Here is a 21,810-nt window from a genome sequence, read left to right as displayed (position 1 = left end):
TTCACTTGAAGTCTTTTCGCAGGTGCACCATATCGCCGTTGTCGCGATGGGCTCCGCCTGTCGCAAGAAACCTTTCGCTTCAGGAGACTCCCCATGGCTGACGCCGCTGAGACCGTGAAGAAGACCGTCGAACAAACGACCGCCAAGGCCAAGGCCCAGGCTGAATCCATCCAGGCCGCCGGCGCCCAGGCGTTCCGCGAAGGCGTGGACAAGTCCGTCGCCTCGCTGAGCGAGCTGAATGCGCACGGCAAGAAGAACCTGGAAGCCGTGGTCGAATCCGCGGCCGCCGCCCAGAAGGGCGCCGAGGCCCTGTCGCAACAGGCCGTGGCCTACGGCAAGAAGTCCTGGGAAGACGGCGTCGCCGCCGCCCAGTCCTTCTCGCAGGCCCGTTCGATGCAGGAACTGTTCGAACTGCAGACCAACTGGGCCAAGTCGGCCGCCGAGGCCTATCTGGCCGAGTTCGGCAAGGCGACCGAGACCATGACCGCCTCGGTCAAGGACAGCTTCAAGCCGATCAACGAGCGCGTTTCGGCCGCTGTCGAGCAGTTCCAGGGCGCTCGCTAAGACGCGCCTGCGTAACTCAGACTTTCGGAAAGGCCCCGGTGGAAACGCCGGGGCTTTTTCACGTTTAGCTATCAACTGGGCGTGCGTGAGCGTCTGCGGGCTGGACGCCTCTACAAATCAGGCCATCATTCCCTATCTGATCCTCGACACTCCCCGATTACGGACCACGAATGCCTAACAGACGGCCAGGTGAACAAGGCGGAGGCGCAGGCGCCGCCGTCGTCACCGAGACAAAGCCGAAACTTCAGCGCCCCTCGCTCTATCGGGTGCTGATCCTGAATGACGACTACACCCCCATGGAGTTCGTCATCTACGTGCTGGAGCGGTTCTTCCAGAAGAGCCGCGAGGACGCGACCCGCATCATGCTGCACGTGCACCAGCATGGCGTCGGGGTCTGCGGCGTCTTCACCTACGAAGTGGCCGAAACCAAGGTCGCCCAGGTGGTCGAGACGGCGCGGCGCCACCAGCACCCCCTGCAATGCACGATGGAAAAGGACTGAGAGGAACCTGCCATGCCTTCGTTTTCCCGTCCTCTCGAAGAGACCCTGCACCGCGCGGTCCACTACGCCAACGAGCGCCGGCACGAGTACGCCACGCTTGAACACCTGCTGCTGGCCCTGATCGACGATCCGGACGCCTCGGCCGTGATGACGGCCTGCAACGTCGATCTGGGCGCGCTGAAGGCTGCGCTCGGCTCTTATGTCGACACTGACCTGGCCGCCCTGGCCACGGCCGACGGCGACGACGCCAAGCCGACGGCGGGCTTCCAGCGCGTGATCCAGCGCGCGGTCATCCATGTCCAGTCGTCCGGCCGCGAGGAAGTGACCGGCGCCAACGTCCTGGTCGCCATCTTCTCCGAGCGCGAAAGCCATGCCGCCTATTTCCTGCAGGAGCAGGACATGACGCGCTACGACGCGGTCAACTTCATCGCCCACGGCATCGCCAAGAAGGCCGGCGCCAACGAAGCCCGCTCGGTGCGCGGCGCCAGCCCCGAAGAGGCCGAGGACGGCTCGGTCGTCAAACAGGGCGGCGAGGCGCTGGAGGCCTATTGCGTCGACCTGAACGAGAAGGCCCGGAACGGCAAGATCGACCCGCTGATCGGGCGTCAGGCCGAGGTCGAGCGCTCGATCCAGATCCTGTGCCGCCGCACCAAGAACAACCCGCTGCTGGTCGGCGACCCCGGCGTCGGCAAGACCGCCATCGCCGAGGGCTTGGCGCGCAAGATCGTCAACGGCGAGGTGCCGGAAGTCCTGAAGGACGCGACGATCTACAGCCTCGACATGGGCTCGTTGCTGGCGGGCACCCGCTATCGCGGCGACTTCGAGGAGCGGCTGAAGCAGGTCGTCAAGGAGCTGGAGAGCCACGACAACGCCGTCCTGTTCATCGACGAGATCCACACTGTGATCGGCGCAGGCGCGACCTCGGGCGGAGCGATGGATGCGTCCAACCTGCTGAAGCCGGCGCTGGCGTCGGGCAGCCTGCGCTGCATGGGGTCGACCACCTACAAGGAATATCGCCAGCACTTCGAGAAGGACCGCGCCCTGGTCCGCCGCTTCCAGAAGATCGACGTCAATGAGCCGACGATCGAGGACACGGTGAAGATCCTCAAGGGCCTGAAGACGACCTATGAGACGCACCACAAGCTGCGTTTCACCGACTCGGCCATTCGCACGGCGGTCGATCTGTCGGCGCGCTACATCACCGACCGTAAGCTGCCGGACAAGGCCATCGACGTGATCGACGAGGCGGGGGCGTCGCAGATGCTGCTGCCGGAATCGAAGCGCAAGAAGGTCATTGGCCAGAAGGAGGTCGAGGCCGTCATCGCCAAGATGGCGCGCATCCCGGCCAAGTCGGTGTCGAAGTCGGATACGGAATCCCTGCGCGAGCTGGAGACCGATCTGAAGCGCGCCGTCTTCGGTCAGGAGCAGGCGATCGACCAGGTGTCGTCGGCGATGAAGCTGGCGCGGGCGGGTCTGCGCGACCCGAACAAGCCCATCGGCGCCTTCCTGTTCAGCGGTCCGACCGGCGTCGGCAAGACCGAAGTCGCCAAGCAGCTCGCCGCCACCCTCGGCATCGAGATGCAGCGGTTCGACATGTCCGAATACATGGAGCGCCACACGGTCAGCCGCCTGATCGGCGCGCCTCCGGGCTATGTCGGCCATGATCAGGGCGGCCTGCTGACTGACGCCGTGGACCAGCATCCGCACTCCGTCGTGCTGCTGGACGAGATCGAGAAGGCGCACCCCGACGTCTACAACATCCTGCTGCAGGTGATGGACAACGGGACGCTGACCGACGCGGTGGGCAAGAAGGTCGATTTCAGGAACGTCATCCTGATCATGACGACCAACGCGGGCGCCGCCGACAATGCGCGCGCGGCCATCGGCTTCGGCCGGGGCAAGGTCGAGGGCGAGGACGAAAAGGCCATCCAGCGCCTGTTCGCCCCTGAGTTCCGCAACCGCCTGGACGCCATCGTGGCCTTCAAGCCGCTGGGCGCCGAGACGATCCGCTCGGTGGTCACCAAGTTCGTGCTGCAGCTGGAAGCCCAGCTGGCGGACCGCAACATCACCATCGAACTGACCGACGAGGCGGCCGACTGGCTGGCCAAGAACGGCTTCGACGAACTGTATGGCGCGCGTCCGCTGGCCCGCGTCATCCAGGAGCACATCAAGAAGCCGCTGGCCGACGACATCCTGTTCGGCCGCTTGACCCGCGGCGGCCACGTCAAGGTCGAGCTGAAGGACGGCAAGATCGCCTTCGACATCACCCCGGCCAAGGGCGCGGCGGTGAAGGAAGCGGAAGAAGAAACGGCCTGATTTCGATCAGGCGCAAAGAGAAAGGCCCGGGCATAACGCCTGGGCCTTTTTTCTGTCCGTCTCCCGCCCGGGCCCGGTTGAGGGGTCTCGCGACGCAAAAAGGGGTTGCGAGACTTTGATGCCTCGCAACCCCTCATCCGTCACGCTTCGCGAGCCGCCTTCTCCCGCAAGAGGAGAGGGCCTTGTTTAACGGCGACGGCCCAGAGCGCCCAAGAGCATCGCCGCGCCGGCGATGATGCCGGTGGTCAGCAGGGGTTTGCGGCGGGCGAAGTCCAGACCCTTGCGGGCCGGGTCGCGCAGGTCGACGGGGGCCTTGTCGACCATGCCGTCGAGGCCGTCGATGACACGGCCATAGGCGTCGAGCGCCTTGCCCTTGACCTCGTTCAGTTTGCCTTCGACTTGGAGCTTGCTGTCGCCGGTCAAGCGGCCGAGGCCGTTCTGGGCCTTGCCTTGCAGTTCGGTCGCGACGCCTTCGATACGTTGATCGGTCATGGTGATTCCTGATGTGAGGAGGGTACTCACAGGGAAAGCGTATTGCGACGCAGCAAGTTCCGTAGAAATTCGCGATGCGACGCCCTGTCAGCGGGCGCGATAGGGCGACAGATCCGCCGTCATCGCGTCCATCTCGGCCTCGACCGCCGGGCGCTCGTTGTCGAGGTAGCGGGCGACAGGATCGCGCAGCGCCGGATCGGCGATGAAATGGGCGGAATAGACCGGCGAGGGCAGATAGCCGCGCGCGATCTTGTGCTCTCCTTGCGCCCCCGCCTCGACCCGCGACAGGCCGCGCGAGATGGCGAAGTCGATGGCCTGATAATAGCAAAGCTCGAAATGGAGGAAGGGCCGGTCGACCAGCGTCCCCCACTGGCGTCCGTAAAGCGCGTCCCGTCCGATGAAATTCAGCGCCCCGGCTACCGGCGTCTCGCCTTCAAACGCCATCATCAGGGCGATGCGGTCAGCCATGGTCGCGCCGACGCGGGCGAAGAAGTCGCGCGTCAGATAGGGCCGCCCCCATTTTCGGTCGCCGGTGTCCATGTAGAAGGCGAAGAAGGCCTCCCAATGCGCCTCGGTGATCTGGGCGCCCGTCAGCACGCGAATGTCTAGGCCCGCTTGCGCCTCGCGTCGCTCGCGCCGGATGGTCTTGCGCCGGTTGGAAGACAGGGCGGCCAGGAAGTCGTCGAAGCTCTGATGGTCGTCGTTGCGCCAGATGAACTGGATGTCGCGGCGCGGCAGCAGGCCCGCTTCGGCCATGGCGCGCCATTCGGCCTCTAGGGGAAAGTTGACGTGGAGCGACGACAGGCCCAGCCGCTCCGTCAGGGTCAGCGCGCCTTGCAGCAGGGCTTCGCGCACCACGACGGCGTCCGTCCCCGGCGCATTCAGAAACCGTGGGCCCGTCGCGGGAGTGAAGGGCACAGCCCCCAGAAGCTTGGGATAGTAGCGCCCGCCAGCGCGCTGATAGGCGTCGGCCCAGCTGTGGTCGAAGACGTACTCGCCCTGGCTATGACCCTTCAGATAAAGGGGCATGACGCCGATCACGGCCCCATCTTCATCGTGCAGGGACAGGTGGCGCGCCGCCCAGCCTTCAGACGGGACGGCGCTGCCGGACGCCTCGCAGGCGTCGAGGAAATCGTAGGAGACGAAGGGATCGCCGGTCGGGGCCGCGCAGACGTCCCACGCGTCCCGGCCTATGGCGGCGATCCCGTCGTGAACCTGAAGGGTGAAGCTCACTTCACCTCGATGACGGCGTCCACTTCGACGGCGAAGCCGAGCGGCAGCTTGTACACGCCGACGGCCGAGCGCGAGTGCTTGCCGGCGTCGCCGAAGACCTGGACCATCAGGTCCGAGCAGCCGTTGATGACCGCGGGGATGGCCTCGAAGTCCGGGCCGGCCTGGACGAAGCCGCCCAGCTTGACGATGCGGACCACGCGATCCAGGTCGCCGTCGACGGCGGCGTTGATCTGGGCCAGCAGGTTGACGCCGCACAGGCGGGCGGCCTCGGCGGCCTGCTCAGGGGTCACGTCCACGCCGACGGTGCCCTTGATGCCGCCATTGGCGTCGTTCGACAGCTGGCCCGAGATGAAGATCTGCTCGCCCGAGCGGACGTAGGAGACATAGCTGGCGACCGGCTTGGCGGGCTCGGGCAGGGTGATGCCGAGTTCAGCAATGCGGGCGTGAATGCTCATGGGGCGACTCCGTATGAAAGGGTGCAGGGGGTTTAGCGCGGCGCGGCGGCCGCGTCATCCGGGGCGTTCGTTGGGACGTTTCAGAGCGCGCCCGGCGACGACGGCGCCCGCCCCGAATTTGTCGCGTAGGGCGTCGATGGCGGTCTCGGTCTTCAGGGCGCGGGTCTCGGCCGTGGCGAACAGGCTGGCTGGCGCGTCGTGGGCGTCGGCGATGTCGGCCATGCCGATGCCGATCAGCCTGTAGGGCACGCCGATTTCGGGTTTCAGCAGGTCTCGCCCGGCGGCGAACAGGGCGCGCGCCGTCTGCACCGGCTCGGCCAGGGTGACGCGGCGGGTGACGATCTTGAAGTCGGTCTTGCGCAGTTTCAGCACGAGGACCCGGCTGGCCACGCCCTCGCGCCGGGCCTTGGAGGCCAGCTTTTCGCACAGGGGCCAAAGTTCGGCCTCCAGCGCTTCGGCGGTGATCAGGTCTTCGTTGAAGGTGGTCTCGGCGCTCATGCCGCGGCGGTCGTGGTCGGGGTTCACCGGGCGGCTGTCGCGGGCGTGGCTGAGATCGTGCAGCCGCAGGCCCGTCTCGCCATACCGCCGGGCCAGATCCTTCACCTCGGCGGCGGCCAGATCGCCGATGGTGGAGAAGCCGTCCGAGCGCAGGGTGCGGCCGAACACCGGCCCGACGCCGGGCAGAGTGGTCACGGGGCGCGGCGCCAGCAGATCTTGCGCCTCCGCCGCGCCGATGACGGAAAAGCCGCGCGGCTTGTCCAGTTCAGACGCGATCTTGGCCAGGAAGCGGTTGGGCGCCAGGCCGATGGAGACGCTCAGCCCCGTCTCATCCTCGATCCATTTCTGCAGGCGCGCCAACTGGAAGGCGGGCGGCCCGCCGTTCAGCCGCTCGGTGCCCTTCAGATCGATCCACGCCTCGTCCAGCGACAGGGTCTGAACCAGCGGCGTCAGGCGCTGCACGGCGCCGAAGATGCGCGCGCTCTCCGCCTTGTATTTGGCGAAGTCCGGCTTGATGACCACGGCGTCGGGACAGGCCTTCAGCGCCTTGAACATCGGCATGGCCGAGCCGACGCCGTACAGCCGCGCCACATAGCAGGCGGTGGAGACGACCCCGCGCTTGCCGCCGCCGACGATCACGGGCCTGTCGCGCAGTTCGGGTCGGTCGCGCTTTTCGACCGAGGCGTAGAAGGCGTCACAGTCCAGGTGGGCGATGTGCAGATCGCTCAGTTCATCGTGGGCGATCACCCGGCGCGAAGCGCACGACGGGCACCGCGCGACCGTGCGGTCGCCGGTCCACAGGCAGTCGCGACAAAGGGCCGTTATGGCCAAACCCGAACTCCGTTTCCTCAGCTTCACGTCAACTTAAGACTGACGCGCCCACAGTGCACCCAAGAAGGCGTAACAGCCCGACGCGAAAGCGAATGAACCAGAGGCGCAACAGCCGGGTGGCGGATGTCCAAGAAGATCCTCATCGTCGAGGATAACGAGCTGAACATGAAGCTATTTCATGATCTGCTCGATTCTCAGGGGTACGAAGTGCTGCAGACCCGCGAAGGGCTGCAGGCGCTGGCGATTGCGCGCGAGCATCGCCCTGATCTGATCCTGATGGATATCCAGCTGCCGGAGATTTCGGGGCTCGAAGTGACCAAATGGCTCAAGGACGATGAAGAGCTGAACCATATACCCGTCATCGCCGTTACCGCCTTCGCCATGAAGGGTGATGAAGAACGAATTCGCCAGGGGGGGTGCGAGGCCTACATCTCCAAGCCGATTTCGGTCATCTCCTTCCTGGAAACGGTGCGGAAGCACCTGGGGTAGGGGATGAGTGCGCGAATTCTCGTGGTCGACGACGTAGAGGCGAACGTCCGTCTGCTCGAAGCCAAGCTGACTCTTGAATACTATGATGTCCTGACCTGCGGCGAAGGGACCTCGTGCCTGCGCATCGCCCAGGACGAACAGCCCGACCTGATCCTGCTGGACGTCATGATGCCCGGCATGGACGGGTTCGAGACCTGCCGCCGCCTCAAGGCCGCCGAGGAGACGCGTCATATCCCGGTGGTGCTGGTGACGGCCCTGGACGGGCGTCATGACCGCATCCGGGGACTGGAAGCAGGCGCCGACGACTTCCTGTCCAAGCCGCTGGACGATGTGATCCTGATGGCGCGGGTCAAGAGCCTGACGCGCCTGAAAATGGTCATGGATGAACTGCGTGAGCGCGAGGAAAGCAGCCGCCGCCTGGGCATGGACGCAGGCGGCGTCGGCCATCTGAAGGGCTCGGGCGGCCGGGTTCTGGTCGTCGACGACAATGAGCTTCAGGCCGAGATGATCGCGCGCGAGCTGTCGATCGAGCACCGTCCCATGATTGCGGACACGCTAGCCGACGGTCTGGATGCGGCGCGCGGATCGGTCGATCTGGTGATCGTCAATGTGTCGTCCGAAGGGTTCGACGGCCTTCGACTGATCGCCCAGCTGCGGTCCAAGGAGGCGATGCGCCGCATCCCCATCCTGGCGCTGATCGACACCCATGACCGGCCGCGTCTGCTGAAGGCGCTGGATCTGGGCGCGCACGACATCCTCGCCCGCCCCGTCGACCCCGAAGAGATGTCGGCCAGAGTGCGCACCCAGGTGAAGCGCAAACGGTACGGCGACTTCCTGCGCGATAAGCTGGATTACAGCCTGGAATTGGCGCTCACCGACCCCCTTACGGGTCTGCACAACCGCCGCTACATGACCGGCCAGCTTCAGGCTCTTGTCGCGCGCGCCGCGCGGGGCGGGGACCCGGTGGCGGTGCTGGTGCTGGACATCGACCACTTCAAGGCTGTGAACGACACCTTCGGACATGACGTGGGCGACGAAGTGCTGCGCGAGTTTTCGGTGCGGCTGGCGACCAATGTGCGCGCGGTCGATCTGCCTTGTCGGTTCGGCGGCGAGGAGTTCGTGGTGGTCATGCCGGGCACGACGCTGGAAGACGCACATCGCATCGCCGAACGTATTCGCCGCGACGTAGGGGCGGCCCCCTTCCGTATCAGCGGCGGGGATGTGCTTGGCGTGACCGTCTCCGTCGGCGTGGCGGCCAGTCTGGGCATGGACGACACGCCCGAGGCGCTGCTCAAACGGGCCGATGAGGGCGTCTATGAGGCGAAAGCTCAGGGGCGCGACCGCGTCGTAGCTCGGGCCGCCTGACGCAGCCTCGCCCTAACAGGCGACCAAAGAAAAACGCCCGGTCCTTGCGACCGGGCGTTTCGATTCTTGCAGATTCAAGCGGAGGGCGAAGCCCTTACTTGATCTTGCCTTCCTTGAACTCGACGTGCTTGCGGACGACCGGGTCGTACTTCTTGACGACCATCTTCTCGGTCATCGTACGGGCGTTCTTCTTGGTGACGTAGAAGAAGCCGGTGTCGGCGGTGGAGTTCAGGCGGATCTTGATGGAAGCCGGTTTGGCCATCGGAATTAACCTCTGCGACGGCGAAAGCCGCTTGAAATAAGAGGCGCGGAACATACTCAGGACAGGCTCAAAGTCAACGGCTTCGATGTCGCGTTGAGCCTGGCCATACAGACGCTAGTGTTTCGCCATGAAAAAGCCCTGCTTCAAGCCCGCCCCCGCCCTTTCCGCCGCCGTTCTCGCCGCTGGTCTGGCCCTTTCCGCCTGCTCGTCCGAGCCCGCCGCTCCGGCGGCTGCGACTGCTGAGGCCCCGGCGTCGGCGCAGGACGCCTTCTTCGCCAATCTGACCGCCCTGTGCGGCCAGCGATTCGAGGGCAAGGTCGTCACCAACGAGGCCGCCGATTCCGATTTCGCCGGCAAGCGCCTGCTGATGCACGTGCGCGACTGCTCGGCGGACGAGATCCGTATCCCCTTCTGGGTCGGCGAAGACCGCTCGCGCACCTGGGTGGTGACGCGCACCGATTCGGGCCTGCGCCTGAAGCACGATCACCGCCAACCGGATGGCAAGACCGATCCGCTGCACTGGTACGGCGGCGACACGGCCAACGAAGGCACCGCCGAGCGTCAGGAGTTCCCGGTCGATCAGGAATCCATCGACCTGTTCAACGCCAACGACGCCTCGGTCTCGACGACCAACGTCTGGGCGATGGAGGTCCATCCCGACAAGACCTTCACCTATGAACTGCGCCGCCCGAACCGCCACTTCCAGGTTGATTTCGACCTGACCAAGCCGGTTGCCGAATAAGGGCTTGAGGCCGCCGCGTCAGTCCTGATGGTCTATGACGTGGCGGCCGCGCGCCATATGCACGAAGGGCAGGGGGCGCTGAGGCGTCTCCAGCCGCTCGGCCACCTCGCCCAGGACGAAGCGGGTGATGGCGGGCAGGTCGAGGTTCTGCGCCTCGTCCAGCGGAATCCAGGCGATCTCGTCCAGTTCGCCTGAGCCTTCGATACGGTCCGGATCGCGCAGGGCCTCGACCGGGGCCATGAAGAAGCGCGCGTCGAAACGGCGCGGTCGGCCCGGCGGGGTGATGGCCCGCGCCACATAGGACAGGACCGACAGATCGGGCAGGGCGCCCGCCTGACGATACTCCCGCCACGGCCCGGCGACTGAGGCGGCGGGCGCCGCGCGGCCCAGGATCAGCCCCGTCTCTTCAAAGGTCTCGCGCACGGCGGCCAGGGCCAGGGCGCGGGCGCGCCGCGCGGGCATTTCCGCTTCGAGTCGGCGCGCGGCGTCGCGCGATAGTGGGCCTTGAGAGGCGGCGGTGAAGTCGGCGCGCTCGATGCGTCCGCCCGGAAATACCCACTTCGAGGCCATGAAGACATGGCCCGGCGCGCGGCGGCCCATCAGCACCTCGGGGCGCTTGGCGTCGCGGGTCAGGATCAGGGTGGCGGCGTCCTTGGGGCGCTGGGCGCCCCCGGTGCGCGGAGCATCGGCGAGGTCCTGCGCCGCGTCGAAGGGGAGGGGCTTCATCGCCGCTTGCCCTTTCTGACGCCCTTCAGGCCGCCGGAAGGCTTGGCGCTGTTGCGGGGCTTGGGACCGCCCGGACGGCCTTTCCCACGCTTGGGCGGGCCGTCGCCGCCTCTACCGCGCATCCCATAGCGCGGGGCCGGGGCGTTGGGGTCGCGCGGGTCCGGTTCGGACAGCATTTCCAGCACCAGACCGCCGGTGACGGGCGTGGCCTCCATCAGCCGCACCTCGACGCGGCGGCCCAGCGGGAACCGCTTGCCGCTGCGCTCGCCGACCAGGGCGTGGGCGCGGTCGTCGTGGGTGAAATATTCGTCGCCGAGCGTCGAGACCGGGACCAGACCATCGGCGCCCGTCTCGTCCAGCCGGATGAACAGGCCGAAGCGGGTCACGCCGGTGATCCGGCCGCTGAAGGTCGCGCCGACGTGCTCCTCAAGGAAGGCGGCGATGTAGCGATCCATGGCGTCCCGCTCGGCGGCCATCGAGCGACGCTCCGTCTCGGTGACGTGTTCAGCGATGCCGCCCAGTTCGGCGATCTCGCGATCGGTCAGGCCGTCCGATCCCAGCTTCAGCCCCCGGATCAGCCCGCGGTGGACGATCAGGTCGGAATAGCGCCGGATCGGCGAGGTGAAGTGGGCGTATCGGTCCAGGTGCAGACCGAAGTGGCCGACGTTTTCCGGACTGTAGAAGGCCTGCATCTGGGTGCGCAGAACGACTTCGTTGACGACCTCGGCGTGAGGGGTGTCGCGGGTCTCTTCCAGCAGTTTGTTGAAGCGTTTGGTGTTCGGCGCCTCGCCCTTGTTCCAGGGCTTGCCGATGGTGTGCAGGAAGTCGGCCAGGTTGAAGATCTTCTCCTGGCTGGGCGTGTCGTGGACGCGATAGATCAGCGGCGTGTGCGTCTTCTCGAGCGTCTCGGCGGCGCAGACGTTGGCCTGGATCATCATCTCTTCGATCAGGCGGTGAGCTTCCAGCGACTTGCGCGGCTCGATGCCGGCGATGCCGCCGTCGGGCGACATGATGATGCGGCGCTCGGGGCTTTCGATAGCCAGCGGGCTGCGGCGCTCGCGGCCCTTCAGCATGGTGCGATAGGCGTTCCACAGCGGATAGAGGATGGCCTCCATGATCGGGCCGGTGGCGTCGTCCAGCAGGCCGTCGATGGCGGATTGCGCCTGTTCGTAGGACAGCTTGGCGTGGCTGCGCATCAGGCCGCGCGTGAACTTGTGCCCGGTCTTCCTGCCGTCCTTGTCGAAGACCATGCGCACGGCCATGCAGGCTCGGTTCTCGCCCTGCTTCAGGCTGCACAGTCCGTTGGACAGCACTTCGGGCAGCATCGGCTCGACCCGATCGGGGAAGTAGGTCGAGTTGCCCTTGGCCCGCGCTTCGCGGTCCAGCGCCGTATTGGGGCGCACATAGGCGGCGACGTCGGCGATGGCGACCCAGACGATCCAGCCGCCTGTATTGGCCGGGTCCTCGTCGCGCTCGGCATAGACGGCGTCGTCATGGTCGCGCGCGTCGGCGGGATCGATGGTGATGAAGGGGACGTGGCGCAGATCCTCGCGCCCCTTCAACGTCGGCACATCCTGATCCTCGGCCTCGCGCTCGACGGCCTCGGAGAAGCCGGTCGGCACCCCGTGGGCGTGAATGGCGATGATGGAGGCGGCGCGCGGGTCGTCTTCACGCCCGATGTTCTCAAGGATCTTGCCGCGCTTGGGGCCGTAGCGATGCTCGCCCTTTTCGACGGCGGCCAGCACCAGATCGCCGTCGCGCAGGTCCGCCGCCTGGGCGGCCGGCACAAGCAGAACATCCTTGGAGCGTTTGTCGACCGGCTCGACCCGCGTCTCGCGCCCGCCCTTGCGGATGACGCCCAGCACGCGGTTGGCGCCGGTGTCCAGCCGTTTGACCAGACGCGCCTCCCAGCCGTCGACGCCCTGACTGAATTTGACCAGCAGGCGGTCGCCCATGCCGGGCGCCGGGCCGCGCCCTTCGCGGTCAGGCATCAGGATCGCGCGCGGCGCGTCCTCGCCGCCCTTGACCAGTTGAACGTAAAGCTCGCCGTCGGCGTCGCGATCCACCACGTCGGCGACGCCGACCGGGGGCAGGGCGCCGACCTCGGAAAAGCCCTTGCGGCCGCGTTTGCTGAGCCGGCCCTCGGCCTCCAACTCCTTCAGCATTTCGCGCATCTGGCGCCGCTCGGCGCCTTTCAGGCCGAAGGCGCGCGCGATGTCGGCCTTTTCGGCTTCTCCGGCCTCACGCAGGAAGGCGATCAGGGATTCTTTGTCGGGCAGGCCCGCAGCGGGGCGTTTCGGAGTCTTGACCATTGCGCCCTTTCTAACGCGCTTCGCGCCGAAAGGGTGAAAACTTGCAGGAGTTGACCGCAGAGGGGCGGACGCCCAGCTTCACAAGTCACCCGTGCAACGGAGCCTGCTCTCATGTCGATGACCGACGCCCCTGTTCTCAGCCGTCCGGCCAAGAGCCTGCTGGACCTGATCGGCAAGACGCCGATGGTCGAGGTGACGCGGATCGACACCGGCCCCTGCCGCCTGTTCCTGAAGCTGGAGAGCCAGAACCCCGGCGGCTCCATCAAGGACCGCATCGCCCTGTCGATGATCGAGGCGGCTGAGAAGGCGGGCTGGCTGAAGCCCGGCGGCACCATTGTCGAGGCCACGGCGGGCAATACCGGCCTGGCGCTGACCCTGGTCGGCAAGCAGAAGGGCTATAAGGTCCTGCTGGTCATCCCCGACAAGATGTCGAAGGAGAAGATCCAGCACCTGCGCGCCATGGGCGCCGACGTGCGCCTGACCCGCTCGGACGTGCCGCATGGCCACCCCGAATACTACACCGACATGGCCGAGCGCCTGGCCCAGCAGATTCCGGGCGGCTATTTCGTCAACCAGTTCGCCAACGACGCCAACTCCGAGGCCCACTTCAGGACGACCGGCCCCGAGATCTTTGAGCAGATGGAGGGTCATGTCGACGCCTTCGTCGCCGGTATCGGGTCGGGCGGCACCATCACGGGCATCGCCCGCTATCTGAAGGCGCAGGGCTCGGACGCCAAGATCATCCTGGCCGACCCGGTCGGTTCGGCGCTGGCGGGCCTGATCAACGAAGGCGTGCCGGGGCCGGACGGCAGCTATACCGTCGAAGGCATCGGTCAGAACTTCATGCCCGAGACGACCGATCCCGACCTGATCGACGTCGCCTATTCCATCCCCGACGCCGAGGCGATCGCCACGGTGCGCGAGCTGCTGTTGAAGGAAGGCATTCTGGCGGGGTCATCCTCGGGCACCCTGATCGCCACGGCCCTGCGCTGGTGCCGCGAGCAGACCGAGCCGAAGCGGGTCGTGACCTTCGTCTGCGACACCGGCGCCAAATATCTGTCCAAGGTCTATAACGACGCCTGGCTGGCCGATCAGGGGCTGGCCGAACGCGAACTGCACGGCGACCTGTCGGACCTGATCAACCGCAAATACGCCGCCGGCGACGTGGTGGTGATCGGGCCTGACGACACCTTGGACACGGCCTTCAAGCGGATGCGCGGCGACGGCCTGTCGCAACTGCCGGTCATTCAGGACGGTCGTCTGGTCGGCATTCTGGACGAGAGCGACATCGTCCACATCATGAACACCGACGACATCACCCGTCAGGAGCGTTTCGCCAAGCCGGTCGCCTCGGCCATGACGCGCGATCTGGACACGCTGCAGGTGACTGAGTCTCTGGACGCCTTGATCCCGGTCTTTGATCGAGACCGCGTCGCCATTGTGCTGGACGGCGAGGCCTTCGTCGGCCTGATCACCCGCACCGACCTGATCAACCACCTCAGCCTGAACCGGTAAACCCATGTCTGAACTGAAGAACCGCCAGGGCTTCTCGACCCGCGCCATCCATGCGGGCCAGCGGCCGGACCCGACGACGGGCGCGGTGATGACGCCGATCTACGCCACCTCGACCTATGCGCAGGAAAGCCCCGGCGTGAACAAGGGCTATGAATACGCCCGCGGCAAGAACCCGACGCGCGAGGCCTTCGAGGCCTGCATCGCCGATCTGGAAGGCGGGGTTCAGGCCTTTGGCTTCGGCTCGGGCATGGCGGCGACCTCGACGGCGCTGGAGCTGCTGGACGCCGGGTCGCACATCGTCACCGGCGACGATCTTTATGGCGGCTCATGGCGGCTGTTCGAGCGGGTGCGGCGCCGCTCGATGGGGCTGGACTTCAGCTATGTGGACCTGACCGACCTGGCGGCGGTCGAAGCGGCCATCACCGACAAGACGCGGATGCTGTGGGTGGAGACGCCGACCAACCCGCTGATGAAACTGGCCGACATCGAGGCCCTGTCGATGGTCGCCAAGGCGAACAAGCTGATCCTGGTGGTCGACAACACCTTCGCCACGCCGTGGAGCCAGCAGCCGCTGACGCTGGGCGCCGATGTGGTCATGCATTCGGCGACCAAATATCTGAACGGCCACTCCGACATCGTCGGCGGGGTTCTGGTGGCCAAGGACGCCGAGATGGCGGCTCAGCTGAAGTTCCTGCAGAACTCGGTGGGCGGGATCATGGGACCGTTCGACGCCTTCCTGGCCAACCGCGGCCTGAAGACGTTGGGTCTGCGGATGAAGGCGCACAATGAGAACGCCCTGGCCGTGGCCCGCTGGCTGGAAGACCGGGCCGATCAGAAGAATGGCGGCGTCGCCAAGGTGCTCTACCCGGGCCTGATCAGCCACCCGCAGCACGAACTGGCCGCGCGCCAGATGAACGGCCGCTTCGGCGGCATGGTCACCCTGTTGATCGACGGCGACCTGGAGCGCACGAAGCGGGTGCTGGAGCGGGTGCAGGTCTTCACCCTGGCGGAATCGCTGGGCGGCGTCGAAAGCCTGGTGAACCACCCGGCCATCATGACCCACGCCAGCGTACCGAAAGAGGTGCGCGAGGCCGGCGGCGTCACTGACAACCTGATCCGCCTTTCGGTCGGGGTCGAGGACATCGACGACCTGATCGCCGATCTGGATCAAGCCATCGGCTGAGACTGATTGAGGCGCCGGGGTTCAAATCCCCGGCCAGCCTGCCTAGGCTGGGGACATGTTTAATTTTGACGCCATGCGCGAGCGCCTGGCGGAGTTCCCGACGGCGGAGATGCTGATCGGGCTCTGTCTTCTTGTCCTTGTCGCCCTTATTGCGGACTTTGTCGTCCGCCGAGTTCTGACCCGACTGATCCTGAAGGTCGTCGGGCGGGCGGCGCAGGATCTCGACGTCCTGTTGCAGCCGGTGGTGCGCAGCTTCACCCGCGTCGTTCCAGCCATCATCATCTACCGGGGCATCGGCGGCGTGCCCCATCTCTCGCCCGGCGTCGTCACCCTGGTCCAGAATGTGGCTGGGGCCTTTATGATCGTGGCGGTGGCTGTCGGCATCGGCGCCGCGCTGGACATGGCCAACGCCATCTACGCCCGCTCGCCACGCGCGCATCGACGCAGCATCAAGGGCTATCTTCAGGTCCTGAAGATCGTCATCTACGCCGTCGCCACCATCCTGGTGATCGCGGCGCTGATCGACCGCTCGCCGTTGCTGCTTCTGTCGGGTCTGGGGGCGCTGGCGGCGGTGCTGATGCTGGTGTTCAAGGACACGATCCTGTCGCTGGTGGCGTCGGTTCAGTTGAACTCCAACGACATGCTGCGCGTCGGCGACTGGATCGAGATGCCTCAGGTCAACGCCGACGGGGACGTCATCGACATCGCCCTGCATACGGTGAAGGTTCAGAACTGGGACAAGACCGTCACCACCATCCCCACATGGCGGATGATCAACGAGTCCTACAAGAACTGGCGCGGGATGCAGGAAAGCGGCGGGCGCCGGATCAAGCGCGCCCTGCTGATCGACCAGACCAGCGCGCGCTTCCTGACCGAGGCCGAGCGCGATCGGATGCGGCGCTTCCTCCTGATCGACGACTACTTGGCCGACAAGGCCGTCGAGATGGCCGACTGGAACGCCAAGCTGGTCGCGGCGGGGCGTGACCCCGTCAACATGCGCCGCTCGACCAACATCGGCGCGTTTCGGGCCTATGTGCAGAACTATCTGGAGAACCATCCCCGCATCCGCCAGGACATGACCCTGCTGGTGCGCCAGCTGCAGCCGACGGAGAGGGGCCTGCCGCTGGAGATCTACGCCTTCACCGCCACGGTCGCCTGGGCCGAGTATGAGGCGATCCAGGGCGATATCTTCGATCACCTGCTGGCGATCCTGCCCGAATTCGGTCTGCGCCTCTTCCAGTCGCCCAGCGGCGCCGACTTCAGCCAGTTGAAACCCGCATAAGAAAAGCGCGCAGAGGGCGACCTCTGCGCGCTTCAATCCTTGTCGCCCACGCCCGTCGTCGCCGACGGGGAGGGGACGGCTGGATCAGCCTTCGGTCTTCAGTTGACCGGCCGATTCCTTGCCCGAGCGACGGTCGCGCTCGATTTCGTACGAAACCTTTTGGTTTTCGTCCAGGCCGCGCAGGCCGGCTTGCTCGACGGCCGAGATGTGGACGAAAACGTCCTTGCCGCCGTCATCCGGCTGGATGAAGCCGTAGCCCTTGGTGGAGTTGAACCATTTAACAGTGCCGGTAGCCATTTTCAGGACCTCCGCTAGAAGTTGGCCTCAGAGAACGTCCCTGATGGCCTGTCGGGTCTGTATGGATCGGCTTAGACCTCGGTGCGCGGGGCAGAAGGCAGAGCGTTACGCAGTGAGATCGACCCCGATAAAGTGGACCGTTCCTCGTCCTAATGCAAGGGGCGCGGTTCAGGGCTCGGCGGTTTCGGGGGGCGAAACCCAGTTCTCCTGACATAATTTACGCAGGGCCGAGGTGATGGTCGAGCCATACAGGGCATCCTGGATCCGCTCATACCCCTCGGTCTTCAGGGCCTGTTTCACATCGCCTACCGTCCGGCAGGCGCCGCTTTGGGCCAGTTGGTACGCACGTTCCAAAGTCGTCGGTCGAAAAGTCATGGCGTCAGCCTAAGCCTTTTCGCGGCAAAGATGAAACCGGCGCCTGAAACGCGGCGCGGCCGGTCAGAAATAGACGCTGATTCCGGCCACCAGGGCGTCGGCGTATTGCTCGCCCGGAACCTTGGCGTTCGTGCCGTGCCAGCGAAGTTCGGCCTCCAGATTGGACGTCAGGGCGTACGTCGCGCCGATGTTGTAGCCGGTGTAGTCGACGCTCTCGTCCTGCTCGCGGCGGCCGATCTCGGCCGAGACATTCAGCTTGTCGGTGAAGTCCCAGCCGCCGCGCAGGGCGACCCAGGTCCAGGCCTTCACCGAACCGGCGCCGTCGGGCGAGTGCTGCAGCCGCAGGCGGGCGCTGGCCGGGCCGATCGAGCGCTTCATGTCGGCCGTGAATTCCCAGGCGTTGGCGTCATAACCGGGGGCGGCGTCCACGCGCCACTTGTGGGCGGCGTTCAGGTCGAAGTCGAAGCCGGCCCATTGCGGACGCACCCCGCCGGTCAGCTCCAGCTCCAGCTCCGAGCCGCCGCTCTTGATCGTTTCGGCGGCGGGGCTGACGTAGAAAAGGCCGCTGTCGCTTTCCCATTCTGCGGCGCCCCAGACGAAGGGATCGCCGTCGGACTTGGAGGCGTCCTTGGAGCGGTTGTCGCTGGCGGCGCCCGCGCTGAAGCTCCAGCGGCCGGGCATGTCCTGAGCCTGGGCCGCCGAGGCCAGGATCAGGAGCGGGGCGGTCGCCAAAAGGGCGGTCGTCAGGATGCGCATGGTCGGCCTCGTCAGGGGAGTGTCGAGGCCGCTTACTAGAGACGCTTCTTGTCGAATTTATCACAGGCCTGCGAAAACTCGTCCGTCAGCCGAGCGACAAGCTGGGCCGTGGTCGGCACGTCGTGGATGGCGCCCGAACCCTGACCGGCCGACCAGACGGTCTTCCACGCCTTGGCCTCCTCGCCCATGTCCAGCTTGTGCTCGGGCAGGGACTTGGGGTCGATGTTGTTCTCGACCAGCGACGGGGTCAGGAAGTTGGCCGGGATGCCCGAAACGGCGGGAGTGTAGGTGATGTCGGCCGAGCCCGCCTGGACGATCATCTCCTTGTAGTGGGGCTGGGCCGCGCTCTCGGTCGTGGCGATGAAGCGAGTGCCCATATAGGCGAAGTCGGCGCCCATCATCAGCGCCGCCGCCACGTCCTGACCGGTCGAGATGGCGCCTGCCAGGATGATGGTCCCATCGTAGAAGCTGCGCACCTCGTTGATCAGGGCGAAGGGGTTGACCACGCCGGCGTGCCCGCCTGCGCCATTGGCGACCAGGATCAGGCCGTCGACGCCGGCCTCGGCGGCCTTGCGCGCATGACGCACATTGGCGATGTCGTGGAAGACCACGCCGCCATAGCCGTGCACCGCATCCACCACGTCGCGCACGGCGCCGAGCGAAGTGATGATCAGCGGCACCTTCTCCTCGACCGAGACCATCATATCGGCCATCAGGCGCGGATTGGTCGGGTGGACGATGTGGTTGACGCCGAAGGCGGCGGCGTCGGGCTTCAGACGCGCCTTGATCTCGTGCAGCCACTCCCGATAGCCCTCGGTCGTACGCTGATTCAGCGAGGGGAAGGTGCCGATCACGCCCGCATTACAGGCCTCCACCACCAGATCCGGCCCCGACACCAGGAACATGGGCGAGGCGATCACCGGCAGCTTCAGGCCGGACTGCAGGGAAGCGGGAATGGCCACGGGTCGTCTCTCCTGAGTTGCTTTTGGCCACGCTAACCGGCTGTCGTCGGGGAAGGCAATCGGCTCTTTCTATCCCGTGCTCGTCGCGCCCATCCTCCTGAGGCTGCTTAAAAAACAGAGTCCAATTCGTCTGAATCGTCTGAAATTCGCATCAGTGGATGCTGAAGGGCACGGTGACGACGAAGGTCGATCCGACCTCTTCCGGCCGGATCGTGGCGGGGTCCAGCCGGCCGCGAAGGACGATTTTGACGGCCGCCTCGCCGAAGCCGCTGCCGCGAGGAACTTCGCCGATCACGACGCAGTTGGTCGGCTTGCCTGAGGGCGCCACTTCGCAACGGACGGCGGCGCCGCCGGAAAGGCCGCGATCGACCGCCCTTTGCGGATAGTCAGACGCCTTCGGCTGGGGCGGCGTCAGCCATCGGGATTCAATGTTGGCCAACGTCCGGGCCGGTTCCTGCGGGGGCGGCTCGGGGGCGAGATTGAACGGCACGCGGACGGCGAAACGGCTAGAGGCCGCGTCAGCGCCGTCATCGCTGACCACCACGCGCCCGCGCTGCACGATGCCCAGGGCGGCCGGACCGAAACCCATGCCCGGCGGCGTTTCGGAACGGACTTCGCAGTTGACGGGCCGGCCGTCCGGCGCGGCGTCGCAGGCGATCACGGCGGCGCCGCTGACGTCCGCCTGCAGGGCCGCTTCGGGGAAGTCATCGACCGAGGCCTGCGGCGGCACGCTCCAGCGCGGGGGCGCCAAGGCCTGATCGGCCTCCTGGGCCGAAGACGCCGGGGGCAGGGCGGCGACGCCTGATGCGATCACCAGCGCGCTCAAGGCGAAGCCAAGCTTGGTGGGCAAGATCATGGATGCTCCTGAAACAGGCCGCCGAAATGTCTCTGCGGAAAAAAAAAGAGTCCAATTCGTCTGAATCGTCTGAAATCGCCTCGTCGCCGCACGGCCGGTCTCCATCGGCCGGGGCGCAGTCTAGCACAGGCGAAACGGGGGGAGGGCCGATTGCGGCGGGGGCGGCGTTTTCTTTGGCGGGGCGAAGGCCTAAATGGCGGGCATGACCCACTATACCGACAGCCTCAGCCAGCTCGGCGTCCAGACCGCCGCCCCGACGAACCCGCAAGAGGCGGTGCTGGAGCGCGTGCCCAATCCGCACGCCGACACGCTCTATGTGGCGCGCTTCACCGCGCCGGAGTTCACCAGCCTGTGCCCGGTGACGAACCAGCCCGACTTCGCCCACCTCGTCATCGACTATGTGCCGGGCGACTGGCTGGTCGAGAGCAAGAGCCTGAAGCTGTACCTGACATCTTTCCGCAACCACGGTGCCTTCCACGAGGACTGCACCGTCGCCATCGGCAAGCGCCTGGCCGAACTGCTGCAACCGAAATGGCTGCGCATCGGCGGCTATTGGTATCCGCGCGGCGGCATCCCCATCGACGTCTTCTGGCAGACGGGCGCGCCGCTGGAGGGCGTGTGGCTGCCGGATCAGGGCGTGGCGGGGTATCGCGGGCGGGGGTAAGGGCGATTAGTCGTAGAATGAAAGGCTATATATTCTAACGAATATCGGGGGCATGGAATGTTTAGGGCGAGGACTGTTTTTGTAATCGGGGCTGGAGCTAGCTGTGAAGTCGGACTTCCGGTTGGAGATTCTCTGCTCAAGGCGATCGTTGATCTTACCCATTTCGAGTTCGATATTGGTCGACTAATGAAAGGAGACCGCAATATCTTCGATGCTTTGAAGATATTTCTTGATGAAGGTGGTGATGTATCCCGCTTAAAGGCGCATTTGATGGCTGGTAGGCAGTTAGGCAAATCCGCAAAACAAGCATTATCTATCGACAACGTGATAGATGCCCTAGAAAATAGTGAAATCGAAATTTTAGGAAAGCTTGGAATTGCTAGAGCCATTCTCAAGGCTGAGGCTGAAAGTCCTTACTTTAAAATAAATTTTGACACAAACGCTATTGATGTTAGCAAGTTTAAAAATACTTGGTACTCAAGTTTAACTCAGTTACTGACCGAACAGGTTAAAAGAAGTGAGATTGATAAGCTCTTTGATAATGTGGAGGTAGTCAACTTTAATTATGACCGCTGTTTAGAGTATTATTTGCAGTACAGTTTATCCGATTACTGTGGTGTTGGGTTGGATATTGTACGAAATTCTATGTCCAAGTTGACCGTCCATCGTCCCTATGGTCTAGTTGGGCGACTTCCTTGGCGACCGGGTGATGGCCCTGGGGTGGAGTTTGGTCAGGGGGCACCTCAGCAACTTGCTCAGATTGTGCCGGAAATTCGTACCTTCACCGAGCAAGTTGAAGAAGGTGACAATCTGAACGCAATCCGAAGCGCCATCGCCAAAGCGGATCGGATTGTTTTCTTGGGATTTGCCTTCCATCGGCAGAACGTTGCGCTCATCTCCACGGAAATCAGTGACCACGCCCAAATTTTGGCCACAGCCATGGGGATATCATCCAGCGATAGGGACGTGATTGAGGACGAATTGGCCGAAGCGTTTGGGTTTGCATGGGATAGGCTTGCATCAAGCCGGGTAAGCCTTGCAGTCGCCACTTGCCATGAGTTGTTCAAAGACTACTGGAGGACTCTGACGGCGGCGGCGCCGGAGTGACCCCATCCTCCCGCCTCCCGCTCGAAGC

Annotated in this window: 23 protein-coding genes; 11 read left to right on the top strand and 12 right to left on the bottom strand. The window is 65.2% G+C overall.

Going from position 1 to position 21,810, the window contains the following annotated elements; all coding sequences use genetic code 11:
* Positions 1-93: 93 nt before the first annotated feature.
* From PIB44_RS10640 to clpA, 3 genes are all read left to right on the top strand, one after another.
* Positions 94-564, top strand: a complete 471-nt coding sequence (locus tag PIB44_RS10640; protein ID WP_278069353.1) for a phasin family protein — start codon at positions 94-96, stop codon at positions 562-564.
* A 170-nt stretch (positions 565-734) separates the two neighbouring features.
* Positions 735-1,064 (top strand): ATP-dependent Clp protease adapter ClpS, encoded by a 330-nt coding sequence (gene clpS, locus PIB44_RS10635; protein ID WP_003164443.1) that lies wholly within the window; start codon positions 735-737, stop codon positions 1,062-1,064.
* A 12-nt stretch (positions 1,065-1,076) separates the two neighbouring features.
* Positions 1,077-3,380, top strand: coding sequence for an ATP-dependent Clp protease ATP-binding subunit ClpA (clpA, locus tag PIB44_RS10630; protein ID WP_253122350.1), 2,304 nt, complete (start codon positions 1,077-1,079; stop codon positions 3,378-3,380).
* Between the two features lie 186 nt (positions 3,381-3,566).
* Here the strand turns inward: clpA and PIB44_RS10625 are convergent, their stop codons facing one another.
* The 4 genes from PIB44_RS10625 to PIB44_RS10610 all read right to left on the bottom strand — a co-directional run bounded on the left by PIB44_RS10625 (position 3,567) and on the right by PIB44_RS10610 (position 6,889).
* Positions 3,567-3,872: a CsbD family protein gene (locus tag PIB44_RS10625; RefSeq protein WP_178826095.1), complete on the bottom strand. Its 306-nt coding sequence runs from the start codon at positions 3,870-3,872 to the stop codon at positions 3,567-3,569.
* An 87-nt stretch (positions 3,873-3,959) separates the two neighbouring features.
* Positions 3,960-5,105, bottom strand: coding sequence for a GNAT family N-acetyltransferase (locus tag PIB44_RS10620; RefSeq protein WP_278069352.1), 1,146 nt, complete (start codon positions 5,103-5,105; stop codon positions 3,960-3,962).
* Positions 5,102-5,560 (bottom strand): RidA family protein, encoded by a 459-nt coding sequence (locus tag PIB44_RS10615; RefSeq protein WP_025977588.1) that lies wholly within the window; start codon positions 5,558-5,560, stop codon positions 5,102-5,104. Before PIB44_RS10615 ends, PIB44_RS10620 begins: the two co-directional genes overlap by 4 nt.
* A 54-nt stretch (positions 5,561-5,614) precedes the next feature.
* Positions 5,615-6,889, bottom strand: coding sequence for a DNA polymerase IV (locus PIB44_RS10610; protein WP_278069351.1), 1,275 nt, complete (start codon positions 6,887-6,889; stop codon positions 5,615-5,617).
* Between the two features lie 123 nt (positions 6,890-7,012).
* Between PIB44_RS10610 and PIB44_RS10605 the strand changes: the two genes are divergently transcribed.
* Positions 7,013-7,378, top strand: coding sequence for a response regulator (locus tag PIB44_RS10605; protein ID WP_003167338.1), 366 nt, complete (start codon positions 7,013-7,015; stop codon positions 7,376-7,378).
* A 3-nt stretch (positions 7,379-7,381) separates the two neighbouring features.
* Positions 7,382-8,743, top strand: coding sequence for a PleD family two-component system response regulator (locus PIB44_RS10600; protein WP_278069350.1), 1,362 nt, complete (start codon positions 7,382-7,384; stop codon positions 8,741-8,743).
* A gap of 94 nt (positions 8,744-8,837) precedes the next feature.
* Here PIB44_RS10600 and rpmG read toward each other — a convergent pair whose 3' ends face one another.
* A complete protein-coding gene (gene rpmG, locus PIB44_RS10595) occupies positions 8,838-9,005 on the bottom strand; it encodes a 50S ribosomal protein L33 (protein ID WP_003164451.1) in 168 nt (55 codons plus the stop codon).
* A 127-nt stretch (positions 9,006-9,132) separates the two neighbouring features.
* On the opposite strand from rpmG, the gene PIB44_RS10590 reads away from it, so the two are divergent.
* Complete coding sequence (locus PIB44_RS10590; protein ID WP_278069349.1) at positions 9,133-9,747, top strand: hypothetical protein; 615 nt, start codon at positions 9,133-9,135, stop codon at positions 9,745-9,747.
* An 18-nt stretch (positions 9,748-9,765) separates the two neighbouring features.
* Here the strand turns inward: PIB44_RS10590 and PIB44_RS10585 are convergent, their stop codons facing one another.
* Positions 9,766-10,473 (bottom strand): NUDIX hydrolase, encoded by a 708-nt coding sequence (locus PIB44_RS10585; protein WP_278069348.1) that lies wholly within the window; start codon positions 10,471-10,473, stop codon positions 9,766-9,768.
* On the bottom strand, positions 10,470-12,785 hold the full coding sequence (gene rnr / locus PIB44_RS10580) for a ribonuclease R (RefSeq protein ID WP_278069347.1): 2,316 nt from the start codon (positions 12,783-12,785) through the stop codon (positions 10,470-10,472). The genes PIB44_RS10585 and rnr overlap by 4 nt, the downstream gene beginning before the upstream one ends.
* Positions 12,786-12,896: 111 nt before the next feature.
* Between rnr and PIB44_RS10575 the strand changes: the two genes are divergently transcribed.
* The 3 genes from PIB44_RS10575 to PIB44_RS10565 are packed head-to-tail and all read left to right on the top strand — an operon-like array spanning position 12,897 to position 16,765.
* The gene (locus PIB44_RS10575) at positions 12,897-14,300 is read left to right on the top strand and encodes a pyridoxal-phosphate dependent enzyme (protein ID WP_278069346.1); all 1,404 of its coding nucleotides are present in this window, start codon (positions 12,897-12,899) and stop codon (positions 14,298-14,300) included.
* A gap of 4 nt (positions 14,301-14,304) precedes the next feature.
* Positions 14,305-15,483 (top strand): cystathionine gamma-synthase, encoded by a 1,179-nt coding sequence (locus tag PIB44_RS10570; protein WP_278069345.1) that lies wholly within the window; start codon positions 14,305-14,307, stop codon positions 15,481-15,483.
* A gap of 55 nt (positions 15,484-15,538) precedes the next feature.
* Positions 15,539-16,765, top strand: a complete 1,227-nt coding sequence (locus PIB44_RS10565) for a mechanosensitive ion channel family protein (RefSeq protein WP_278069344.1) — start codon at positions 15,539-15,541, stop codon at positions 16,763-16,765.
* Positions 16,766-16,849: 84 nt separating this feature from the next.
* Here the strand turns inward: PIB44_RS10565 and PIB44_RS10560 are convergent, their stop codons facing one another.
* The 5 genes from PIB44_RS10560 to PIB44_RS10540 form a co-directional block, all read right to left on the bottom strand.
* A complete protein-coding gene (locus PIB44_RS10560) occupies positions 16,850-17,062 on the bottom strand; it encodes a cold-shock protein (RefSeq protein ID WP_003164457.1) in 213 nt (70 codons plus the stop codon).
* 168 nt (positions 17,063-17,230) lie between these two features.
* Complete coding sequence (locus PIB44_RS10555; protein ID WP_025977579.1) at positions 17,231-17,437, bottom strand: hypothetical protein; 207 nt, start codon at positions 17,435-17,437, stop codon at positions 17,231-17,233.
* 63 nt (positions 17,438-17,500) lie between these two features.
* Positions 17,501-18,193, bottom strand: a complete 693-nt coding sequence (locus PIB44_RS10550; protein ID WP_253122372.1) for a TorF family putative porin — start codon at positions 18,191-18,193, stop codon at positions 17,501-17,503.
* 35 nt (positions 18,194-18,228) lie between these two features.
* Positions 18,229-19,155 carry an NAD(P)H-dependent flavin oxidoreductase gene (locus PIB44_RS10545; RefSeq protein ID WP_134581318.1) on the bottom strand — a complete coding sequence of 309 codons (927 nt, stop codon included), beginning with the start codon at positions 19,153-19,155 and terminating at the stop codon, positions 18,229-18,231.
* A gap of 151 nt (positions 19,156-19,306) precedes the next feature.
* Positions 19,307-20,011, bottom strand: a complete 705-nt coding sequence (locus PIB44_RS10540) for a TonB family protein (RefSeq protein WP_278069343.1) — start codon at positions 20,009-20,011, stop codon at positions 19,307-19,309.
* A gap of 202 nt (positions 20,012-20,213) precedes the next feature.
* On the opposite strand from PIB44_RS10540, the gene queF reads away from it, so the two are divergent.
* Together queF and PIB44_RS10530 are read left to right on the top strand one after the other, a co-directional pair.
* Positions 20,214-20,675, top strand: coding sequence for a preQ(1) synthase (gene queF, locus PIB44_RS10535; protein ID WP_025977575.1), 462 nt, complete (start codon positions 20,214-20,216; stop codon positions 20,673-20,675).
* Between the two features lie 57 nt (positions 20,676-20,732).
* Complete coding sequence (locus PIB44_RS10530) at positions 20,733-21,782, top strand: hypothetical protein (protein ID WP_278069342.1); 1,050 nt, start codon at positions 20,733-20,735, stop codon at positions 21,780-21,782.
* Positions 21,783-21,810: the final 28 nt, after the last annotated feature.

The organism is Brevundimonas sanguinis (genome assembly GCF_029636725.1).
GTDB classification, from domain to species: Bacteria; Pseudomonadota; Alphaproteobacteria; order Caulobacterales; family Caulobacteraceae; genus Brevundimonas; species Brevundimonas sanguinis.
The sequence above is the reverse complement of the archived record's forward strand: the minus strand, read 5'-3'. Positions and strand labels throughout refer to the sequence as shown.